Here is a 21,581-nt window from a genome sequence, read left to right on the forward strand (position 1 = left end):
TGCCGCTCCGGATTTATTGAACGTCGCGGAACAGGCTACCCCAGCCGCGGATGCGCGACGGATCCGATCCCGCCTGCTTGAGCGACTTCCACACCACGGTGGAAATGGTGTCGTAGATCGGAATGCCGACCTCGCGTTCCAACTCCTCCACCAGCGGCGCGCCGCGCAGGTTGGTGCAGAAGATGGTGATGGCTTGCGGTTTTTCCTTAGCGACTTCACGCACCATGGCGCGCAATTCGTCGGCGCCGACTTCGGAGAACGAAAAATTATCCTGCTTGCGCAGATGGTGCTCGGCGATGCATTCCATGCCTGATGCCGCGTAATTCTTGATGATCGCGGCCTGCACGTCGTCCAGGTAAGGCGTCACCAGACCGAAGCGCTTGACGCCGGTGATGTCGAAAATTTCATTCAATGCCAGCACCGAAGTGCATGCCGGAATGCCGGTCGCTTCGGTGATGCGGCGGCACAGGCGTTCGTCGGCGTCGAAACCGAGCCAGCCCGACGAGGTGCCGTTCCAGCCGATGCTTTGCACCTTGGCGTGCGACAGCAGTTCGGCCGCACGCAGAATTTCGCTGTCGTCGAATTGCGCCAGCGCCTGATTCGACAAGGCAATCTCGGTCACGCGGAAGCGGCCGAAGTGTGCGCTGGCTTCCGGGATGTCGCCGATCATTGCGGTCGTGACCGGTTCCAGTGTGGTGTTAGACGAGGGCGTCAGCATGCCGAGCAGAGTACGTTGAGTCATCATGGTTTCCTTAAAATCTATGCTGCGAGTTTGACTGCATCAGCATGAGCGAGCGCAGATTCTTCGCGGATCAGGCTCAGCACATGGCGTTTGTATTGGTTGAATTCGGTGGTCGTGGTGTCGCGCGGCCGCGCCAGGTCGATGTCGATCAGATCGCGGATGCGGCCCGGCCTATGCGTCATGACGGCGACCTTGGTCGCCAGCACCAGCGCTTCGTCGACGCTGTGCGTGACGAACACGATCGTACCCTCATAGCGCTGCCACAGCGTGACCAATTCTTCCTGCATCTCCATCTTGGTCTGCGCATCGAGCGCGGCGAAGGGTTCATCCATCAGGATCACCGAGGGGTTCTGCAACAGCGCACGGGCAATGCCGACACGCTGCGCCATACCGCCCGAGAGCTCGGCCGGGAAGTGGTTTTCAAAGCCCTTGAGTTTGACCGTCTCGATGAACGGCTGAGCCGCGGCGCGGCGTTCGGCGGCGCTCTTTCCCTGCAGCTTGAGCGAGAACGCGATGTTGTCCCACACCGGCAACCACGGCATCAGGTTGGCCTGCTGGAACACCATGCCGCGATCGGCGCCGGGGCCGGTGATCGGCTTGCCGTCCACGATCACGCTGCCCGAGGTCGGATGCTCGAAGCCGGCGATCATGTTCAGCAGCGTCGATTTGCCGCAGCCGGATGGGCCGAGCAGGCAGAGGAATTCCTTCTTCTCCAGTTTCAGTGTGACGTTGTCGATGGCGAGCATGTCGGTGCCACGTTTTTTGTCCTTGAAGACCTTGACGATATTGTTGAGTTCGATAAATGCCATGTTGTTCTCCTTACGCTTTGCCCTGCACTGTCGCCACATGCTGCCAGCGCAGTACCGAATTCATGATCAGTTTCAGGATCAGGTCAGCCAGATAGCCGAGCAAACCGATGCTGATCATGGCCGCAATCACCAGGTCGTAGCGCAGGAAGTAGTACGAATCCCATAGCGCGTAGCCGAGACCGCTCTTGACCGCCACCATCTCCGCCGTCACGGTCAGCATCCAGGCGCTGCCGATGCCGATGCGCAAACCCGCGAAGATGCTCGGCATCGCCGCCGGCAAGATCACAAAACGCAACAACTGGCTCTGATTGGCGCCGGCCATCGCCGCCGCGCGCAACAGATTGCGGTCGGAGGTTTTGACGCCGTGCACGGTGTTCATCAGAATCGGAAAGAACGCGCCGAGGAACACCAGAAAGATCGCCGGCTTGTTGGCGATGCCGAACCAGATGATCGCCAGCGGAATCCACGACACCGGCGGAATCGGCCGCAGCATCTGCACGGTCGGTTCGATGGCGCGTTCCACCCAGCGCCACCAGCCGATCGCCACGCCCAGCGCAATGCCGGAAATCGCCGCAATCAGATAACCGGCCGTGACGCGCATGCAACTGGCTATGGCGTCGAAGATCCAGCGGCCGCTGCTGTCCTGCGCCGCTTCGCTGTAGCCGAAGATCCAGTCCATCCAGGTTGCAAACACGCGCGAGGGCGCCGGCAGCAAGGAAGCAGGGATCGCTCCCGAACGGGAAAATGCTTCCCAGAACAACACCAGCAAAATCGGTACGGCGAAACGCCACTTCGCCTCCGACAAGGAGCGCATCAATCCATTCATTGTGATCACCTGCTTTCTATCTAACGTCTAGCTAACTAAGTTCGTCGTGCACACCGATGGAAATCAGTAGCCCAGTTCGGTCTTCGGCTTCTTGGTCACTTCCATCAGAAAGCTGTAGTCCATGTTTTTGTCGATCTGCGCCGAAACGTCGGTGGAGATGTATTTCAGATCTTTCATCATGGTGCCGATGGCTTGCGTCTGTGCGCGGTACATCTTGTAGTCGGGATAGGAATTCTTCAGCGCCTCGGTGGCGACGGTCTTGTCCAGGCCGGTGCCCTTGACGATGCTGGCGACCCAGGCGCCCTTGTCCTTTTGCAGGTTGTCGACCAGACGCACCACGGCCGCGACGGTTTCCTTCACCTCAGCCGGATGTTCCTTGATCACGTCCGAACGGGTGACGATCAGGTTGGTCAGGCGGCCTGCTGCTTGCTTGTAGGGGAATGCAAAATGTTTGCCGACGCCGGTCATGCGAATTTGCGAGGCGAACGGTTCAACCGAGCAGATAAGTTCGACTTCGCCGCGCTGCAAGGCTGCGGCGTGGTCGGACGGATTCGGGATATTGATGAACTGCACGTCCTTATTCGGGTTGATGCCGTTCAAGGCCAGTTCGCCGCGCATGTGCAAATCCTGCGCATTGCCGCGCGAGGCCGCGATGCGGAACGGCTTGCCCTGTGCCTTGTAGTCGGCGATCAATTTCTTCAGGCCGGCCCAGTCGTCGGACGCCAGCGCGGTGTCTTTGCCGACCAGCATTTCAGAACCGCCGTTGACCTGTCCCGACACCGCCACCAGATCGAAGCCCTTGTCGAGACCGCTGACGAAGGACAAATAAGTGACCTGCGCGATATCCACGCTCTTGGATACCAATGCCGTGAGCGCATCGCTGCCGGCAGTGAAGTTGATGCCTTCGATATCGACGTTCTTGGCCAGTTCCGGCACCAGCGCCATGGACATGCAATGCGCGCATTTGGCGTAGGCCAGTTTGAATTTCGGCTTGGACTGGGCCTGCGCCGAACCGGCAAACACCAGGCTGCATGCCAGGCCCAGCGTCACGGCCGCAGTGCGGAAGACGAACAGCCGCGATGAAGTTTTTGGTGGTTTTTGTGTTTCTTGTGCCAGGTATTGCATGGTGACTCTCCCGTAAGTAGAACAACAATGAGCAACATCTATTTAAATTGTGACAATCCAATTTCTTTATTGCGACAATGTATGCAATAGATGTGCCAGGAGAGTTTTGGATCGGAATCGCTTTTGTGGAAGCCTGTTGGCCACTATTCCACCCTCAATTCACTGCCTTCGTACAAAGCGCCGCGTCCACGCTGGTGCAAAAAGGAAAAAATCAAACCAAATCAGTGCGACAAAATATTTTATAAATGTGGGGAAATTTTTTATTAATTGTGACAATATATCTCCACAAAATTAATTCCGGCTTGCCCCCTTAAATAAAAGAACAGGCGAGCAGGACACTCATTCAGGACCAGGCAATGACCAGCACCATCACCCCAAACGCAAAAACCGGCCCCGGCCGAAAGAAAGCCGCCGGCAAACCGGACAACAGCCCTCTTCCGGCGCAAGCCGTCAGCGCCCGCCCGATGGCCGGCGACATCATTTATGAACGCATCCTCACTTCCATCATGGAACACCGCCTCACGCCGGGCACCAAGCTGGTGGAAGAAAAGCTGGCCGGCATCTTCAACGTCAACCGCACGCGTGTGCGCGAAGTGCTGGCGCGGCTGAGCCACGAAGGCCTGATCACGACGATTCCGAATCGCGGCGCCTTCATCGCCAGTCCGACGCCGAGCGAGGCGCGCGCGATCTTTGCCGCGCGCCGCCTGATCGAACCGGCGCTGCTGCGCCATCTGTGCGAACAGACCAGACCTGAACACATCGCCCAACTGCGCGCGCACGTGGCGCAAGAAGCGCAGGCGCGCGAAGCCAACGACCGGCGCGCAATCATCCGCCTGTCGGGCGAATTCCACATCCGCATCGCAGACATGGTTGAGAATCCGGTCATGAGCAAAATGATGCGCGAGCTGGCGTCGCTGACCTGCCTGATCATCGTGCTCTACGATTCACCGACCGTCCCTGCATGCACCCACGACGAACACGGCGACATCATCGACGCCATCGCCGCCGGCAATGCCGAACAGGCCGTGGCGTCCATGATCGAGCATCTGCATCACATCGAGGCAGTGCTCGACATGTCGGTTCCGCCGAGCGAAGAGGAAGATCTGGAAGCGGTGCTGGGGGTGATGTAAACGCAAACCAGGCACCCGGATGACATCAGTGCGTACTCAAGCACAAATTTATTCGAATTTTTACGAGATATTTATTCTGCCGGGCTGAAGTTTTATAAGAATTAAACGCCGCTTTTTTTATCTTGTAGTCCACATCAACCTGACATGTGGAGTACAAGAAAATGACATCCCCGAAGACCTTTCCTTTGGCGCTTGGCCGCCTGCTGATTCTGACTGCAGGCGCAGCGGCCTTGCTGCAGGCGGTACCGTCGATGGCGGCGGAAAGCAGCGATGCACCGGCAGCCTCTGCACCTGCACCGGCCTTCACCACCAGCGCCAACATCGGCCTCTACAGCCAGTACGTCTTCCGCGGCCTGACCCAGACCAATGAAAAACCCGCCCTGCAAGGCGGCTTCGATCTCTCGCACGAGAGCGGTCTGTATGCCGGCATCTGGGCTTCCAACATCAGCTGGATCAGCGACGCTACACCCGGCGCTTCGGCCAGCCTGGAAGCCGACATCTACGGCGGCTTCAAGTATTCGTTCAACGACACGCTGACCGGCGACATCGGCTTCCTGCATTACGCCTATCCCGGCAGCTTCCCCGGCGGCTACACCAAGGCCGACACCAATGAACTGTATCTCGGCCTCGACGCAAAATGGGTCACGCTGCGCTACTCCTACGCCCTCGGCAATACCTTTGGCAGCCCTGACACGCGCGGCTCCAGCTACATCGACCTGTCGCTGACGCATGAACTGTTCGCCGGCATCAACGGCGTCGCCCATGTCGGCCATCAACGCTATACCGGCCCCAACTCGTCGAACCTGTCCTACACCGACTGGAAACTCGGTCTGAACCGCGACTTCTCCGGCTACGTCCTCGCCGCCTATTACACCGGCACCAACGCCAAGGATGCCGGCTATACCGTCAAGGGCAAGAACCTGGGCCGCGACCAACTGGTGCTGGCGGTCTCGCGTACGTTCTGATCATCCGTATCCATTGCTCCGGAGGCCATCATGCGCCACTACCTCATTCCTTCGTACAAGCACGTTCCCGGCGATTTCCTGAACGCTGCGGCAAAGCGCCGCAGCCGGCAAAAGAAAGCGGCATGGAGCGTGATGCTGGCGGTCATGTTGTATGCGGCGCTGGGCCTGCAGTCATCGCACGCGGTCGTCCCCTACCGTTCCCCGGAAGACTACGGCCCGTCGATAGAAGCCAGGAATCATCTGCCCGCCTGCCGCCGTGCCGCCATGGAAACAATGGCAGCGGCCAATGGCGCTGCAGGCGGCAAGATAGAAAGCGAGAGTTTCGTACAGCGCGCCGAAGCGGAATATTTCCGCTTCGTGCTGCGCAACGGCAGCAGAGAGGTGTTGATCATCTGCGACGGACGCACGGGCGTGGTCCGTCGGCAGATCGACATCTGGGGGGATCTTTAGATTCACGCAGCAGCGTTGATATCCATGCCCGGCACTTTGAAGAACGCAATCGACCGTCGCAGCTTCTCAGCCTGCGCACTCATCTCTTCAGCAGTCGCGGCCAGCTCTTCCGAGCCGGCGGCATTGTGCTGCACCGTCATGCTCAGTTGCGCCACCGCAGAATTGATCTGGCTCACGCCGGAGGATTGTTCGGCGCAGGAGCGCGCAATCTGCAACACCAGCTCCGAGGTCTTCTGGATATCGGGCACCAGGCTTTCCAGCAACTGGCTGGATTGCTCAGCCAACTCGACGCTCTTGTCGGCGACCTCGCTGATTTCCTGTGCGGCGGTCTGGCTGCGTTCTGCCAGCTTGCGGATTTCTGCGGAGACCACCGCAAAACCACGGCTTTGTCCACCTGAACTGGCTGCTTCGATGGCGGCATTCAGCGCCAACAAATTAGTCTGATAAGCAATGTCATCAATCACTTCCACCATCTTCGCAATGCGTTTCATGGCCAGCACGGTCGAGCGCACTGCCGAGCCGCCCTCGCCCGCGCCATTGGCAGTCTTGCCGGCGAGCGCATCGGTCACGCGCGCGCTGGTGGCGTTCTGTGCAATCGAAGACGACATTTCTTCCAGCGAAGCGCTGGTCATTTCAATGCCTGACGCCTGCTCATTGGCGCCCTGCGACAGCGACTGCGCGGTGCTGCTGATTTCGCGCGAGGCATCGGCCAGCACGCCTGCGCCTTCGGCCACATCAGCGACCACCACCGACAACCTGTCCACCATATCCTTCATGTGATACACCAGACTGGAGCTGTCGTTGGCGGCAATATCGATGCTGGTGGTGAAATCGCCCTGCGCCACTTTGCTCAGCGCTTCAATCACATCGGCCGGTTCGCCGCCCAGCTGACGCACCAGGCTGCGGCAGATCATCCAGCCGAACAGCGCCGCCAGAATCGCGATCAGCACCACGCCGCCGGTCAGCAGATTGCGCAGCTCTTCCTGTTCCGCGATGCGTTTGTCGATCAGTATCTGTATTTGATCGGCAACCAGAAAAGCCGTCTGGTATTGCTGATCGATAGCGCCGCTGGTGCCGGAGAAATAATCCATGGGCGTCATTGTGAGCCTGTCGGGTGCAGCAATGTTGTCGCGCGACAGATCGAGCATGGCGCGGCCGCGCGCGATGGACGTGGCTGAGCTTTGTCCCAGTTGCGCTTTCAGCGCGGGCGCGGATTCATAGGTCTTGTCAAAATAACGCAGCACGCTGCGGCCATACAGGCGCGTGCTCGCAATCAGGCTGTGCATGACGGCGCGGCCTTCATCGTCGATCTGGCCCGCAATCAGATAGCGCACGCCGGCGCCGCGCACTTGTCCCAGATATTCACCGTACTGCGGCAGGTCGAAATAGACGGCGTGAACGAGGTAGTAGATTGCCGGATCCGAATCAAGCGTCAATCCATAGCGGTCCGCGATCTTTTCGCTCAGCAGCAGCAAACTCTGGCACAACTGGCTATGCCGGGTGAAGCTGTCTGCCTGGGTCACGCCATGCTTGCCGACCGCTTTGGACAACTCATTCCATTCGGTGCGGATCTTTTGCAGCGAGGGCATTGCTTCGGGAAGGCCTCGCTGCAGCGACTGCGCCAGGTCGTCCAGAGCCAGATTGCCTTGCCGCTCGGCCTCGCCGCGCTGGTCTTCCATCTGACCGGAAACCAGGAAGGCGGTCGACAAGGCGCGATGCTGTTGCAGCCGCTGCAAAGCCTGCAGCGCTTTCTTGCCGGGTTCAAGCCCGGCTCGCTCCATCCGAGAAACAAAGATGCTCTTGTTGGCGCCGTCCATAAACAGATAAAGCGGCGGCCCCACCAGCAACAAACCCATCCCCCCCAACAACACCATGCGTTGCCACAGTTTTACCCGCTGCAAAAAGCGCGTCATGAAACACTCCTGTTTTCTTCTTGGCAAACAGTCTAACAAATCAGGAGTGAAAAAGAGCGTCCGATTGCCGCTCAGGCCGGTATCCGGGCAGGGTTTGACGTATTTTTACGCCGGTTCGGCGTTTATCACCCGATAACCGACTCCGATTTCGGTCAGGATATATTTGGGCTGCGCCGAATCCTGCTCCAGCTTCTGGCGCAGGCGCTGCATGTAGATGCGCAGGTAGTGATGATCTTCGGTATGCGACGGTCCCCAACCTGCCGCCAGCAGTTGGCGATGGGTAATCACGCGCCCGGCGTCGCGCAGCAATGTGGAAATCAGGCGATGCTCGATCTGCGTCAGATGCACCGGCTCGCCGCCTTTGCTCACCGTGCGCGCCGGCAGATCGATCACCAGATCGCCGAGGCGGAAACGTCCTGTAGCGGCGCTGGCCTGGCTGCGGCGGCGCAGTTGGGCGCGGATGCGCGCCAGCAGTTCCGGCACGCCGAACGGCTTGGTCAGATAATCGTCGGCGCCGGCGTCGAGCGCAGCGACCTTCTCCGCCTCCTGCGTGCGCGCCGACAGAATCACGATGGGCACGTCGCTCCACGAGCGGATGTCGGCGATGACCTGCTTGCCGTCCTGGTCAGGCAGACCGAGATCGACGATCACCAGATCCGGCTTGCGCGTGCCGGCTTCCACCATGCCCTCGCGGGCGGTGCGCGCCTCGTGGACGATGAAGCCCTCCTGCTCAAGCGCGCTGCGCACCAGCTTGCGGATGTGGGCATCGTCTTCGACGAAAACAATATTGCCTGCGTGATCCAACATGATCGCTATTCCTCTTCGGGTAGTGCCGGTGGTTTGTCCAGAGGCAAAGTAAAACAGACGCGCGCACCGCAACCGGCATCGCCTTGCAACGCCCGGATGGTGCCGCCATGTGCGTCGACAATAGCGCGGCAGATTGCCAGCCCCAGGCCGACGCCGGGCGTGCTCGACTCCGTGTCGCCACGGGTGAATTTTTCAAATGCGCGTTCTTCCATGCCTGCCGGAAAACCCGGCCCGCGGTCGATCACGCTGATTTCCATCATGCCCGCATTCGCTCTGGCGTCGACAATGATGATTTCGCCGGCCGGCGCGTATTTGACGGCGTTTTCAATCAGGTTCGCGAAGACGCGTTCGATCAGCACGGCATCGAACCGCACCAGCGGCAAGTCGACCGGCAGATGCGTCTCGACGCGGCGCTCGCCCAGCGTCTTGTTCAGCAAACGCAGAGCGGTGCCGACGACTTCCTCAATCGAATTCCATTGCCGGTTAAGCGTGATGCCGCCCGACTGCAGGCGCGCCATGTCGAGCAGGTTTTCCACCAGCCCCGACATGCGCTGCGACTGTTCGCTGATGGTGACCGCCATTTCGCGTTCATCGACGCCCAGCGACGGTTGCCGCGCCAATGCTTCGGCGCTGCCGACCAGCGAGGTCAGCGGCGTGCGCAAATCATGCGAAATCGCCGACAGCAAAGAATTGCGTAGACGCTCCGACTCCATCGTCACCAGCGCATCCTGCGCGACTTCGGCATAGTGCAGGCGCTCGATCGCCATGGCGATTTGCGAACAGAAAATTTCCAGCATCTGCCGGTTTTCCGGCAAGGCCAGTTGCAAGGGATCCTCGGCGACAAACGCCAGCACGCCGCGCGTACGCATGGTGGCGTTCAGCGGCAGGTACAGCGCCTGCGCCGCCGGCAAGGTTGCGGTGCCGCGGCCCGCCGCCTGATCGTTGTCGTAGACCCATTGCGCCACGCCCAGGTCGATGTGCTGCAAGGCATGCGCATCATGTTCCTCCGGCGCTGCCACGCGCACGTTCTCCCCGCTGTCGGGAAGGCAGAACGCCGTCTTCGCACCGAACACGGCGCCGAGATGACGGCGACCGATTTCCAGTATCTGCTCCAAGGTCAGCACCGCCGCCAGTTCCTTGCCGAGCATGTACAGGTTGCCCGCGCGCGCTTCACGCAACATGGCGACGTTGGCCTGATGCCGCATGCGCGAGGCCAGCGAGCTGATGAACAACGACACCGCCAGCATCACCAGCAAGGTAATCAGATATTGCGCATCCGAGACACTGATCGAAAAACGCGGCGCAACGAAGAAAAAGTCGAAGGCCAGCACGCTCATGATCGACGCCAGCGCCGACGCCGACCGGCCATAGCGGACCGCGACGATCATCACACCGACCAGATACAGCATGATGACGTTGGCGGGATGCAGATACGCAATCAGCCACCACGCCAGCGCCGTGGTCACCGCGCAGCTGACCGTCGCCCACAGATAGCCGCGGCGGCGGCGCAAGCGTCCGCTATCGTCGTGTGTTTCCTCCGCCGGTGTTCTGATGCTTTCTTCCTGGCCGGCGCCGGCAGGACGCGCCACGGTGTAGACGTCGATGTCCTTGCCTTCGGCGCCAATACGTTCGGCCAGCGTCTTGCGCCACCAGCGCATCCAACGGCCTCCATGAGTTTGACCGATCACCAGCTTGCCGGCATTGCGGCTGCGTGCAAACTGCACCAGCGCCTGCGCCACGTCTTCGCCCGTGATGCTGGCGGTTTCCGCACCGAGTGATTGCGCCAGCTTGAGATTCTTGAGTATGCGTTCGCGCCCGGCCAGCGTCACACGCGGCCATGCCGGCGCATCCACATGCACCGCCAGCCAGTCGGCTTGCAGCTTGGCCGCCAGCCGTGCCGCGGCGCGCACCAGCTTGTCTTCGTCGGCACGCGCACCAATCGCGACCACGATGCGTTCCTTGGTTTGCCACAGCTGCACGATGGAACGATCGGCACGGTACTCGCGCATGTCGGCATCGACGCGATCTGCGGTACGGCGTAAGGCGATCTCGCGCAGCGCCAGCAGATTGCCCTTGCGGAAAAAATTACGGCCGGCCTTCTCCGCTTGTTGCGGCAGATAGACCTTGCCTTCCTTGAGACGCTGCAACAGCTCGTCGGGTGGCAAATCCACCAGCGTCACTTCATCGGCTTCATCGAAGACATGATCCGGAATCGTCTCATGCACACGAATGCCGGTGATCTGGCCGACCACATCGTTGAGGCTTTCGATGTGCTGGACGTTGACGGTGGTGTAGACGTGGATGCCGGCGTGCAGCAGCTCTTCGATGTCTTGCCAGCGCTTGGCGTGGCGCGAGCCGGGGACATTGGAATGCGCCAGTTCATCGACCAGGATGACGGTCGGTTTGCGTTCGAGTGCTGCGTCGAGGTCGAATTCGTAGAGTGTACGGCCACGGTATTCGGAGGCGCGCAAAGGCAAGCGTTCTATGCCTTCGAGCATGGCTTCGGTATCGGCGCGGCCGTGGGTTTCCACGATGCCGGCGATGACTTCTTCATTCTGCTCGCGCAAGCTTTGTGCGGCGGCGAGCATGGCGTAGGTTTTGCCGACGCCGGCGGAGGAGCCGAAGAAAATCTTGAGACGGCCACGCGCCTGACGGTCTTCGTCGCGCATGACGCGGTCGAGCAGTTCGTCGGGGTTGGGGCGGGTGGGCATGGTGGGGGTATTGTAGTTGGAAATGGGCTTTTTAGCGGGTTCGCTTGGTGCTTGGGTTCACTTGGTGGTTGGGTTCGCTGTGTCTTGTTCCGACCTGGCTTTGTTGGTTGCTTCGGCTCCTCTCTCTTCGGACGACCTTGCCGGGGGTAGCCCGGCGGCTACTCACTTTCTTTGCTTCGCCAAAGAAAGTAAGCAAAGAAAGGCGACCGCGGGATCCAGGTCCTTCGGACTCCCCGGCGCTGCGAAGCAAAAAATGGGAAGGAAAAAAAACTCGCTCCGCTCAGACAGTTTTTCCTTCTTTTTCCATTTTTCGCATCGCATCACCGGCTGGCTCCAAGCGGTAACTGCCCCAGCGGCTCGCCTTCGGCATCGCGCTTTCAACGTGCAGCGATGCCTTTCCAGGTTGTCGTCCCAGCGAACGCTGGGACCCAGTGACGTCAATGCGTCACTCACCCTTCTTCACGACGCTGGGTTCCAACTTTCGTTGGAACGACGAATCTAAAGAGGCCAGAGAAGCTTGAATCACCTCTGTCCCCTGGCGATGCGAAGCGAGCCAGTCTCGAAGTCCGCTTGAGAGTAGCCGGCGCCAGCAGGTGAAAATCGGATCAAGAAGGGAAAAATGTCTGAGCGCAGCGAGTTGTTTTCCCTTCCCGATTTTCACCTGCTGGCGCCGGGAACCCCCGAAGGGGGCTGCGAACCGCGGTCGCCTTTCTTTGCTTACTTTCTTTGGCGAAGCAAAGAAAGTGAGTGGCTGCCGGGCCACTCCCGGCAACCCCGGCTCGTCCGAAGAGCGAACGCCGAAGCTACCAAAAAGCAAAAGCAAGCAAACAAAAAACAATAAAACAGAACATCTTAAGTCTTGCTCAAGGCATCCAACGCCAGATTCAACTTCAGCACATTCACCCGAGGCTCCCCGAACAATCCCCACTGCGGGGTCTCAGTCTGCGCCTTCACCATCTCGCGCACCTTGTCCAGCGACAAACCTCGCGCCTGCGCCACGCGCAGTACCTGATACTCGGCCGCCGCCGGGCTGATCTGCGGATCCAGGCCGCTGCCGGACGAGGTCAGCAAATCAACCGGGATCTCACGTGCAGAACCGGGATTGCCGGCTTGCAGTGCCTCGGCACGTCCCTTCGCCGCATCCACCAGCGCCGGGTTCAGCGGGCCCAGGTTGCTGCCGCCGGAGGCCATGCCGTTGTACGGAAACGTCCCGGTGGCCGAGATGCGGCCCCAGAAGTATTTCGGCTCGGTGAAGTTCTGTCCGATCAGCTCCGAACCGACCGGCACGCCGTCGCGCACGATGACGCTGCCGTTGGCTTCCTTGGGGAAGAAGGCCTGCCCGACCAGGGTCACGACGGCAGGATAGAGACCGCCCAGGATCACCGACATCAGGATGAACAGGGAAACGGCGGGGCGCAAATAGGTTTTCATGAATAACTCCTTGTACAGAATAAGATCAGGCCAGGCCGAATACGCCGAGCAGCACGTCGATCAGCTTGATGCCGACGAACGGTACGATCAGCCCGCCCAAACCATAGATCAGCAAATTGCGACGCAACAGCACGGCCGCGCCCAGTGCGCGATAACGCACGCCACGCAAGGCCAGCGGAATCAGCACGACGATTACCAGCGCATTGAAAATCACGGCCGACAAGATCGCCGACGCAGGATTGTTCAGATGCATGACGTCCAGCGCAGCCAGTTGCGGATACGTAGTTGCGAACATCGCCGGGATGATCGCGAAGTACTTGGCGACGTCGTTGGCGATACTGAAGGTAGTGAGGCTGCCGCGTGTCATCAGCATCTGCTTGCCGATCTCGACGATCTCGATCAGTTTGGTCGGATTGGAATCCAGGTCGACCATGTTGCCGGCTTCTTTCGCCGCCTGCGTGCCAGTGTTCATGGCAACCGCTACATCGGCTTGGGCCAGCGCCGGTGCATCGTTGGTGCCGTCGCCGGTCATCGCGACCAGCTTGCCTTCGCTCTGATGCTGGCGAATCAGCGACAGCTTGTTCTCCGGCGTGGCTTCAGCGAGGAAGTCGTCGACACCCGCTTCGGCTGCAATCGCGGCAGCGGTCAGGCGGTTGTCGCCGGTGATCATGATGGTCTTGATGCCCATGCGGCGCAGTTCGGAGAAACGCTCCTTGATGCCGCCCTTGACGATGTCCTTCAACTCGATCACGCCGAGCACGCGGATGGAACCATTGGAGGCGTCGGTTTCGGCGACTACCAGCGGTGTACTGCCGCGGCGGGCGACGATGTCGACGGCGGCTGCAACTTCTGCCGGCACCTGTTGACCTGCTTGTTCGGCCAGCTTGCGGATCGCATCGGTAGCGCCTTTACGGATCTGGCGATTGCCGATATCGACACCGGACAGACGGGTCTGCGCAGTGAAGGGAATGAAGACAGCGCCCAGGCTGGCCATTTCGCGTTCGCGCAGGTTGAAGCGCTTCTTGGCCAGCACCACGATGCTGCGGCCTTCCGGCGTTTCGTCGGCGAGCGAGGCGAGTTGGGCGATGTCGGCCAGCTCCTGTTCGCTCACGCCATTGGCCGGCAGGAAGGTCGAAGCCTGACGATTGCCGAGCGTGATGGTGCCGGTCTTGTCCAGCAGCAGCACGTCGACGTCGCCGGCGGCTTCCACTGCGCGGCCAGAGGTGGCGATGACGTTGGCTTGCATCATGCGGCTCATGCCGGCCACGCCGATGGCCGACAGCAGGCCGCCGATAGTGGTGGGGATCAGACACACCAGCAAGGCGATCAGCGCCGTCACGGTGACGGGCGAGCCGCCATGCGCAACGTTGACGCTGAATACCGAGAACGGCAGCAAGGTCACGGTCACCAGCAGGAACACGATGGTCAGCGCGACCAGCAGCAGGGTCAGCGCGATTTCATTCGGCGTCTTCTGACGCTTGGCGCTTTCCACCATGGCGATCATGCGGTCGAGGAAGGCTTCGCCGGGGTTGACCGTGACGCGCACGATGATCCAGTCCGACAGCACGCGGGTGCCGCCGGTGACGGCGGAGAAATCGCCGCCCGACTCGCGGATCACCGGTGCCGATTCGCCGGTGATGGCGCTCTCGTCAACGGTGGCGACGCCTTCGACCACTTCGCCGTCGGCCGGGACGTAGTCGCCCGCTTCAATCAGCACGAAGTCGCCCTTGCGCAAACTCGCGCCTTCCACCAGTTCGAAGCGGTCGCCGCGGTTTGCCCGTTGCAGTTTCTTGGCGATCACACTCTTCTTGGCGCTGCGCAGCGATGCCGCCTGCGCCTTGCTGCGGCCTTCCGCCAATGCTTCAGCGAAGTTGGCGAACAGGACCGTGAACCACAGCCAGACCGCGACGGCAAGGATGAAGCCGGCCGGCGCTTCGCCCTGGCCGTTCAGCGCCTGGACGTACAAGAGCGTGGTCAGGATGCTGCCGAGATACACCACGAACATCACCGGATTGCGCCACTGGGCGCGCGGCGACAATTTGCGGAACGAGTCGATCACAGCCGGTTTGACGATCGCCGGATCGAACATCCATTTGGTTGCGGATTGTGCGCCGGATGCTGCGGGTGTGCTCACTTGCGTGGCAGAAACCTTAGCCGTCGGGGTAACAACTTTTTTGGCAGGACTATTTGCCATGTTTTTCTCCAATTCAGACATTAGTGAATCGCCATCATTTGCAGATGCTCGATCACCGGACCCAGCGCCAGGGCCGGGACATAAGTCAATGCGCCGACCAGAATCACCGCGCCGATCAGCAGCGTGACGAACAGCGGGCCGTGCGTCGGCAAGGTGCCCGAAGTTGCCGCCAGGCGTTTCTTGCCGGCCAGCGAACCGGCCATGGCGAGCACCGGCACGATGATGCCGAAGCGACCCAGCCACATGGCGATACCGGTCATGACGTTGTAGTAAGGCGTGTTGGCGGACAAGCCGGCAAAGGCGCTGCCGTTGTTATTGGCGGCCGAGCTGAAGGCGTAGAGGATTTCCGAGAAACCGTGCGCGCCGGGGTTGGCGATGCCGGCCAGGCCGTTTTCGACCATCACCGAAATCGCGGTCATCACCAGCACCAGTGCAGGCGTCATCAGGATGGCGATGGACATCATCTTCATGTCGAACACGCCGATCTTCTTGCCCAGGTATTCCGGCGTGCGGCCGATCATCAGGCCGGCGATAAAGACCGCCAGCACCGCGAAAATCAGCATGCCGTACAAACCTGCGCCAACGCCGCCGTAGACCACTTCGCCCAGTTGCATCTGCAGCATAGGCACCAGTCCGCCCAGCGGCGACAGCGAGTCATGCATGGCGTTGACCGCGCCGCAGGAAGCCGCCGTCGTGATCGCCGCGAACAGGCTCGATGCAACGATGCCGAAACGGGTCTCCTTGCCTTCCATCATGCCGCTGGTTTGCGTGGCATGCGCCGCAGCCAGCGCCGGGTTGGGCTGCTGCTCGAAGTGCATCACCGTCAGCGTCATGACGACGAACAGCAAGGTCATCGCAGCCAGAATCGCCCAGCCCTGGCGGCGGTCGCCGACCAGCATGCCAAAGCTGGTGCAGAGCGCGGCAGGAATGATCAGGATCGCCAGCATCTGCACGAAGTTCGACAGCGGCGTCGGGTTTTCATACGGATGCGCCGAATTGGCATTGAAGAAACCGCCGCCGTTGGTGCCGACCATCTTGATGGCTTCCTGCGAGGCGACCGGGCCCATCGGCAAGGTTTGCTTGCTGGTCTTCATTTCATCGACGACCGGGTTGCCCTTCTCATCCTTGAGCGGCTGGCCTTGTGCATCGAGACGTGGCGTTGTGTAGACGGTGGTTTCCAGCGTCGACACTTCCACATAGGATTTGAAGTTCTGGATCACGCCCTGGCTCATCAGCACCACGGCGACCAGCACCGACAACGGCAGCAGGATGTACAGGCTGGAACGCGTCATGTCGACCCAGAAGTTGCCGATACTCTTGCTGCTGTGGCGTACGAAGCCGCGGATCAATGCGAACGCGACGGCAATACCGGTGGCGGCCGAGACGAAGTTTTGCACCGACAGCGCCAGCATCTGGGTCAGGTAGCTCATCGTGCTTTCGCCGACATAGCCCTGCCAGTTGGTATTGGTGACGAAGCTGACGGCGGTGTTGAACGACGAGTCGGCGCTGACGTTGGCCATGCCGGCCGGATTCAGCGGCAACCACAGTTGCAGGCGTTGCAGGGCGTAGACGACGAACAGGCCGACGATGTTGAACAGCAGCAGCGCCAGCGCGTATTGCTTCCAGCCCATGTCGGCGTCGGCGCGGATGCCGCACAGACGGTAGAGCAAATTTTCCATGCCGCCGAACACGCGATTGACGGCGGACTTGCCTTCCATCACGCGGGCGATGTACCAGCCGACCGGCACCGACAGCACGAGCAGGACGACCAGATAGATCGCCAGTTGGGTAATCGAGGCAGTCATGTCAGAAGGCCTCCGGTTTGATCAGGGCGTAAATCAGATACGCCAACAGGCCGACCGATACAGCCAGCCCCAGTATTTGCATGACGCTCATTGCATGTCCTCCAGCTTCTTGCAGGCAACGACAAATGCCCACATCGCGACGCTGCAAGCCAGCAAGCCGCCGATATATACGAAATCCATGTCCTACTCCCTTGATAAATGCTTACGAGGCAAACGATATTGGGAAGGGCATCAAATCCGGATAAAACTATCGGCGGACGGTATAAATTTTGTGTAAACAAACGGACGGCAGGACGCGATCCGCCGGGCAGCGACGAGCGACGGCGGGAATGACGAGACTGGCGGCGGAGATGATGGCGCGAAGAGAGGTGCTGGAAGGTTTCAGCGCAGCGGTCCGAGTTTCGGCCGGTTATAAAAACACGGCAGCCAGGTGAGCGACGTCTGCAAAAACTCGTACCTCCGTCGTCCTGACGAAAGTCAGGACCCCGCGTCGTATCGGTGGTTGTCACGCCACTGGTTCCCAGCGTTCGCTGGGACGACGATGAATTTTACAGATGGAGGCCGGTTTGCCTGAACGGCATTGCGCGGCTCAAGCGGTGTTTTCCTCGGTGCTCCACTCAACCCGGTTCTTGCCGGCCTTCTTGGCGGCGTACATGGCCTTGTCGGCGTGCGCCACCAGACTGTCCTGCGTGGTGTGCTGGCCCGGGTCGTAGATGGCCACACCGATGCTGCTGGAGACGTTGACGGTCGCCGCCTTGAGGATGAAGGGCCGGCGCATCGTCAGCAGGATTTTTTCCGCAACCGCAGTCGCATCAGCAACGCTGTGCAGGCGTTCGAGAATCACGGTGAATTCATCGCCGGCCAGGCGCGCCACGGTATCGACTTCGCGCACGGAGTCAATCAGGCGCTCGGCAAACTGCACCAGCAATTCATCGCCGGCTTCATGGCCGTATTTGTCGTTGACGCCCTTGAAGCCGTCGATATCCATGAACAGCAAGCCCATCTGCTGCGGCTCGCGGACGGCGCGCGCCATCGCTTCCGGGAGTTTTTGCGTAAACGCGCGGCGATTCGGGAGGCCGGTCAGGATGTCGGTCAGCGCCATTTCCTGCAGCGAGTTGCGGAAGGCCTGGCGATCGGTGATGTCGTGCAGGAAGGCGATGAACAGATGGCCGGTGCGGCGCTGCACGTAGCCGACCGTCATTTCCACCGGCAACTCCTTGCCGTCGCGGCGCAACGCATTGATTTCGATGCGGTTGTTGATCACCACGCCTTCGCCGGTGGCGAGGAAATGCTTCATGCCGCGGCGGTGCATTTCGCGCTGTTCCGGCGGCACGATCATCTGGGCCAGTTCATGGCCGTAGGCTTCCTTACGCGACCAGCCGAGCAGCTGTTCGGCCTGGCGATTCCATTCCACCACCAGCCCTTCTTCATCAATGGCGATGAAAGCGTCATGGGCGTTTTGCAGAATGGCGCGCAGTTCGTTTTCGCTTTCTTCCAGCTTGATCTGATTCTCGCGCTGGTTGTCCAGCGACTGCTGGAGCGCGATAGCGGTTTCATGCAGGCGGCTGGTGCGGTCCTCGACGCGCTGTTCCAGACCTTCGTTGAGCGAACGCACTTCGCGCAGATAGTTTTCTTCACGCTGCACCATGGCCGACAGCGTCGACGACAGCAGCTGGATTTCGTAATAGGTGCTGACGATGGGAATATGAACATCCTGCGCACCGCTCGCACGCCGCTCCAGCGCGGCGCTCAGCGCATTCATCGGCGAGACCAGGCGGCGCGTGAGGAAGAAGGCCAGCAGCATCAGCAACACGCCCACCAGACAGCCGACGAACAGCACCTGGCGTTCCAGCTCCTTGAAGCCGGACATCGCGACCTGCTCCGGCTGGCGCACCAGTACGGTCCATTTCATGTCGGTGTATTCGCTGTTGAGGCCGGTGCGCGCAAAGCCGGTCAGATAAGGCTCGCCGGTTTCGCTGATTTCGCGCATGGAACCCGATGGCAATCGCAATGACGCTTTGAAGCTGTCGGTGGCGATCTTCTTTTCTTCCAGCTCCTTGGGACCGAGCAACACCGTGCCGTCTTCACGCACGATCATGATCTCGACGTCATAACGGTCGTTGGCGGGATTAAGCAATTTCTTGGCGAGGTCGCGCGCCCAGGTCCAGCTCAGGTGGATGCCGAGCACGCCCTGAAACTGCCCGTCCGGTCCCATGATCGGCGTGGCGATGTCGACAAAGCGCCAGGGGTCGCTCATGACCGGCAGCTTCTTTTCCAGTAGCACGGCGGGATGGTAGTCGCCGACGAAGAATTCCTTCTGCGCCCGCTGGAACCAGGGGCGCTGTGCGACGCTCTGGTTTTCCAGCATGCCGTTGGCGGCGGCCAGGACATTACCGTCCGGCGTGGCGAAGCCGATCCAGGCGTAATTGGGAACGTTCTTCTGGAGATCGTTGAAGACGGCGCGCATGCGCGCAGGATCTTTGGCTTCGCGCACCGAGGGGCGCTGCGCCAGGATTTTGACGTCGATATAGCGTTCGGCCATGCTGCGGTCGAGCGCATCCTGCATCTGCCAGGCCAGTTGGTTCAGCCTGGCTTCCGCCTCGCGGCGGGCGTAACTGCGGGTAAATTGGTCAACCAGAATCAACACCGACGTCGTGGTAATCAGCACCGACAGCACCACGCCGATGGTGACCCATGATGAAAGGCTCAACGTCGACGTGATTTTCTTTATGCTCAAGGTGACTCCAGCTGCTATTCGACATTATTCCGGAGGCAATGACGCAATCACGCGGATCTTGCCAGAACGTCCCGGAAAGTTCGTTGTTTTTTGTAAGGGACAACGAAATATTAGCTGCTGAATTGTAGTTGGAGCAATAAATGATTTGTTGCCAAAATAGAAAATGTCTTTTTGACAATTTTCTATAAGCAACTCGTCATTACTCCATACCGCCCGGAATGCGCGCTCCATTGCGCCGCCCCCTGTAAACAGGCCCGAAATGGAAATCGCCCGGCATCGCGGGCGATTTTCAGGAAAACAACAGTCTGGCCGCCGAATTCAGACGCCGGCGCAAATTCCGTCGGCGCGCGGGTCGGTAGCGCCTTCGATCAAGCCGCCCGGATGGACGCACACGGCGCCGGCATGACCCATCATGTCGGTGTAGTCGGCGACGATTTCGACGTCATGGCCGGCACGTTTCAGTGCATCGACCACATGCTCCGGCACCCGCCCTTCCAGCTTCAGATTGGTGGATGCGGCACCCCAGGTGCGTCCCAGCAACCAGCGCGGCGCACTGACGGCTGCCTGCATGTTTTGTCCGAACAGGATATGGCGGCTGTACACCGCAGCCTGCGTCTGTGGCTGGCCTTCGCCACCCATGGTGCCATAGGCAAGCGTGCGGCCGTCTTTGAGACGCGCCAGCGACGGATTGAGCGTGTGGAAAGGCAGCTTGCCCGGTTGCAGTTGATTGGCGCCATCGTCCAGCGTAAAGCTGGCGCCCCGGTTTTGCCACACCACACCAGTGCCGGGCGGCACCACACCGCTGCCGAACTCCCAGAAAATGCTCTGTATATAGCTGACCACCCGGCCCTGTGCATCGGCGGCGCCCATCCAGATGGTGTCGCCCGGCTTCGGCACGTGCGGCCACGGCGCGGCACGCTGCATGTCGATCTGTTTGGCCTCACGATCCAATGCCTCGGCCAGCAGCCAGTCGGCGGCATTGACGGACATGTGCGCCGTGTCGGTCACGTATTTGTTGCGCAGGATGAAGGCGCGCTTGGTCGCCTCGACCAGACCGTGGATGTGTTCAAAGCCGTCGGCCTGCGCCTGTGTTACGCCCAGGCGATCGAACAGACCAAGGATCATCAATGCCGACACGCCCTGTGTCGGCGGCGGCAGGTTGTAGATGCTGCCGGACTTCATCTGCACCATCAGCGGCTTGACCACTTGCGCGCGATAGGCCGCCAGGTCGGCGGCGCGCAACGGGCTGCCGGCTTGCTCCAGACCGGCGGCCAGCTTCTGCGCCAGATCGCCGCGATAGTAATCGTCGAGACCGGCTTCGGCCAGACGCGACAGGGTTGCCGCCAGCGCAGGCTGCTTCAGAATATCGCCCAGTTTCGGCGCGCCCTGTGCCGCGTAGGTCTCGGCAAAGCCGGGCTGATCCTTGAGTTCGTCCCACTTGTCGTGGGTCAGTTCGGCCTGCGAACGCGTCACCGGCACGCCGGCAGTCGCGTGATGAATGGCGTCGGCCAGCAGGCGCGACACCGGCAAACTCTTGCCCCAGCCCTTGGCGACATCCAGTGCCGCCGCCCAGCCGCCGACAGCGCCGGCCACGGTCAGCGCTGCGCGCGGGCCGCGCGTCGGAATCGCGGCGTCGCCATGTTGCGCGTAGAAATCTTTGGTCGCCAGCGCAGCCGACTGGCCGCAGGCTTGCACCGCCACCGGATCGCGGCCGGGTTCGCTGATGACCCAGAAGCCGTCGCCCCCGATGCCGTTCATGTGCGGATAAACCACGGCGATGGCGGCAGCGGCAGCCACCATGGCTTCAACCGCATTGCCGCCTTCGCGCAATACGGCGGCGCCTGCCTGAGCAGCGAGATGATGAGGTGCGGTGACCATGCCACCGATGCAAGTCTTGCTGTACAACATAGTTTCGGACTCCTGATGTTCTTGTCTT

17 protein-coding genes are annotated in these 21,581 nt (G+C 60.6%); 4 read left to right on the forward strand and 13 right to left on the reverse strand.

What is annotated here, in order from left to right:
- Window positions 1–13 precede the first annotated feature (13 nt).
- From AC1RN6_RS03650 to AC1RN6_RS03665, 4 genes are all read right to left on the reverse strand, one after another.
- Window positions 14–742 (reverse strand): maleate cis-trans isomerase family protein, encoded by a 729-nt coding sequence (locus AC1RN6_RS03650; RefSeq protein WP_493003094.1) that lies wholly within the window; start codon window positions 740–742, stop codon window positions 14–16.
- A 17-nt stretch (window positions 743–759) separates the two neighbouring features.
- A complete protein-coding gene (locus tag AC1RN6_RS03655) occupies window positions 760–1,551 on the reverse strand; it encodes an ABC transporter ATP-binding protein (RefSeq protein ID WP_493003096.1) in 792 nt (263 codons plus the stop codon).
- Window positions 1,552–1,561: 10 nt separating this feature from the next.
- The gene (locus tag AC1RN6_RS03660) at window positions 1,562–2,377 is read right to left on the reverse strand and encodes an ABC transporter permease (RefSeq protein WP_493003098.1); all 816 of its coding nucleotides are present in this window, start codon (window positions 2,375–2,377) and stop codon (window positions 1,562–1,564) included.
- 63 nt (window positions 2,378–2,440) lie between these two features.
- Window positions 2,441–3,502, reverse strand: a complete 1,062-nt coding sequence (locus tag AC1RN6_RS03665) for an ABC transporter substrate-binding protein (RefSeq protein WP_493003099.1) — start codon at window positions 3,500–3,502, stop codon at window positions 2,441–2,443.
- Window positions 3,503–3,858: 356 nt separating this feature from the next.
- On the opposite strand from AC1RN6_RS03665, the gene AC1RN6_RS03670 reads away from it, so the two are divergent.
- From AC1RN6_RS03670 to AC1RN6_RS03680, 3 genes are all read left to right on the forward strand, one after another.
- Window positions 3,859–4,632 carry a GntR family transcriptional regulator gene (locus tag AC1RN6_RS03670; RefSeq protein ID WP_493003100.1) on the forward strand — a complete coding sequence of 258 codons (774 nt, stop codon included), beginning with the start codon at window positions 3,859–3,861 and terminating at the stop codon, window positions 4,630–4,632.
- A gap of 161 nt (window positions 4,633–4,793) precedes the next feature.
- Window positions 4,794–5,597 (forward strand): TorF family putative porin, encoded by an 804-nt coding sequence (locus AC1RN6_RS03675; protein WP_493003102.1) that lies wholly within the window; start codon window positions 4,794–4,796, stop codon window positions 5,595–5,597.
- Window positions 5,598–5,627: 30 nt separating this feature from the next.
- Window positions 5,628–6,047, forward strand: a complete 420-nt coding sequence (locus AC1RN6_RS03680; RefSeq protein WP_493003103.1) for a hypothetical protein — start codon at window positions 5,628–5,630, stop codon at window positions 6,045–6,047.
- Window positions 6,048–6,049: 2 nt separating this feature from the next.
- Here the strand turns inward: AC1RN6_RS03680 and AC1RN6_RS03685 are convergent, their stop codons facing one another.
- The 3 genes from AC1RN6_RS03685 to AC1RN6_RS03695 all read right to left on the reverse strand — a co-directional run bounded on the left by AC1RN6_RS03685 (window position 6,050) and on the right by AC1RN6_RS03695 (window position 11,478).
- Window positions 6,050–7,960, reverse strand: coding sequence for a methyl-accepting chemotaxis protein (locus tag AC1RN6_RS03685; RefSeq protein ID WP_493003104.1), 1,911 nt, complete (start codon window positions 7,958–7,960; stop codon window positions 6,050–6,052).
- Window positions 7,961–8,065: 105 nt separating this feature from the next.
- Entirely contained in the window at window positions 8,066–8,767 is a 702-nt protein-coding gene (locus AC1RN6_RS03690; protein WP_493003107.1) for a response regulator, read from the reverse strand.
- Between the two features lie 5 nt (window positions 8,768–8,772).
- Window positions 8,773–11,478, reverse strand: coding sequence for a DUF4118 domain-containing protein (locus tag AC1RN6_RS03695; RefSeq protein ID WP_493003108.1), 2,706 nt, complete (start codon window positions 11,476–11,478; stop codon window positions 8,773–8,775).
- A 619-nt stretch (window positions 11,479–12,097) separates the two neighbouring features.
- Between AC1RN6_RS03695 and AC1RN6_RS03700 the strand changes: the two genes are divergently transcribed.
- Window positions 12,098–12,319, forward strand: a complete 222-nt coding sequence (locus AC1RN6_RS03700; RefSeq protein ID WP_493003109.1) for a hypothetical protein — start codon at window positions 12,098–12,100, stop codon at window positions 12,317–12,319.
- Window positions 12,320–12,330: 11 nt separating this feature from the next.
- Here the strand turns inward: AC1RN6_RS03700 and kdpC are convergent, their stop codons facing one another.
- From kdpC to AC1RN6_RS03730, 6 genes are all read right to left on the reverse strand, one after another.
- Entirely contained in the window at window positions 12,331–12,909 is a 579-nt protein-coding gene (kdpC, locus tag AC1RN6_RS03705) for a potassium-transporting ATPase subunit KdpC (protein WP_493003111.1), read from the reverse strand.
- A 25-nt stretch (window positions 12,910–12,934) separates the two neighbouring features.
- Window positions 12,935–14,998, reverse strand: a complete 2,064-nt coding sequence (kdpB, locus tag AC1RN6_RS03710) for a potassium-transporting ATPase subunit KdpB (RefSeq protein ID WP_493003507.1) — start codon at window positions 14,996–14,998, stop codon at window positions 12,935–12,937.
- Between the two features lie 125 nt (window positions 14,999–15,123).
- On the reverse strand, window positions 15,124–16,908 hold the full coding sequence (gene kdpA, locus AC1RN6_RS03715; protein WP_493003114.1) for a potassium-transporting ATPase subunit KdpA: 1,785 nt from the start codon (window positions 16,906–16,908) through the stop codon (window positions 15,124–15,126).
- Between the two features lies 1 nt (window position 16,909).
- Window positions 16,910–16,999 carry a K(+)-transporting ATPase subunit F gene (kdpF, locus tag AC1RN6_RS03720; protein WP_053195662.1) on the reverse strand — a complete coding sequence of 30 codons (90 nt, stop codon included), beginning with the start codon at window positions 16,997–16,999 and terminating at the stop codon, window positions 16,910–16,912.
- Between the two features lie 498 nt (window positions 17,000–17,497).
- A complete protein-coding gene (locus tag AC1RN6_RS03725; protein WP_493003115.1) occupies window positions 17,498–19,645 on the reverse strand; it encodes a diguanylate cyclase domain-containing protein in 2,148 nt (715 codons plus the stop codon).
- A gap of 318 nt (window positions 19,646–19,963) precedes the next feature.
- Entirely contained in the window at window positions 19,964–21,553 is a 1,590-nt protein-coding gene (locus tag AC1RN6_RS03730; protein ID WP_493003116.1) for a gamma-glutamyltransferase family protein, read from the reverse strand.
- Window positions 21,554–21,581 lie beyond the last annotated feature (28 nt).

The sequence above is a fragment of the Herbaspirillum sp. GW822-FHT03A08 genome, from assembly GCF_058801885.1.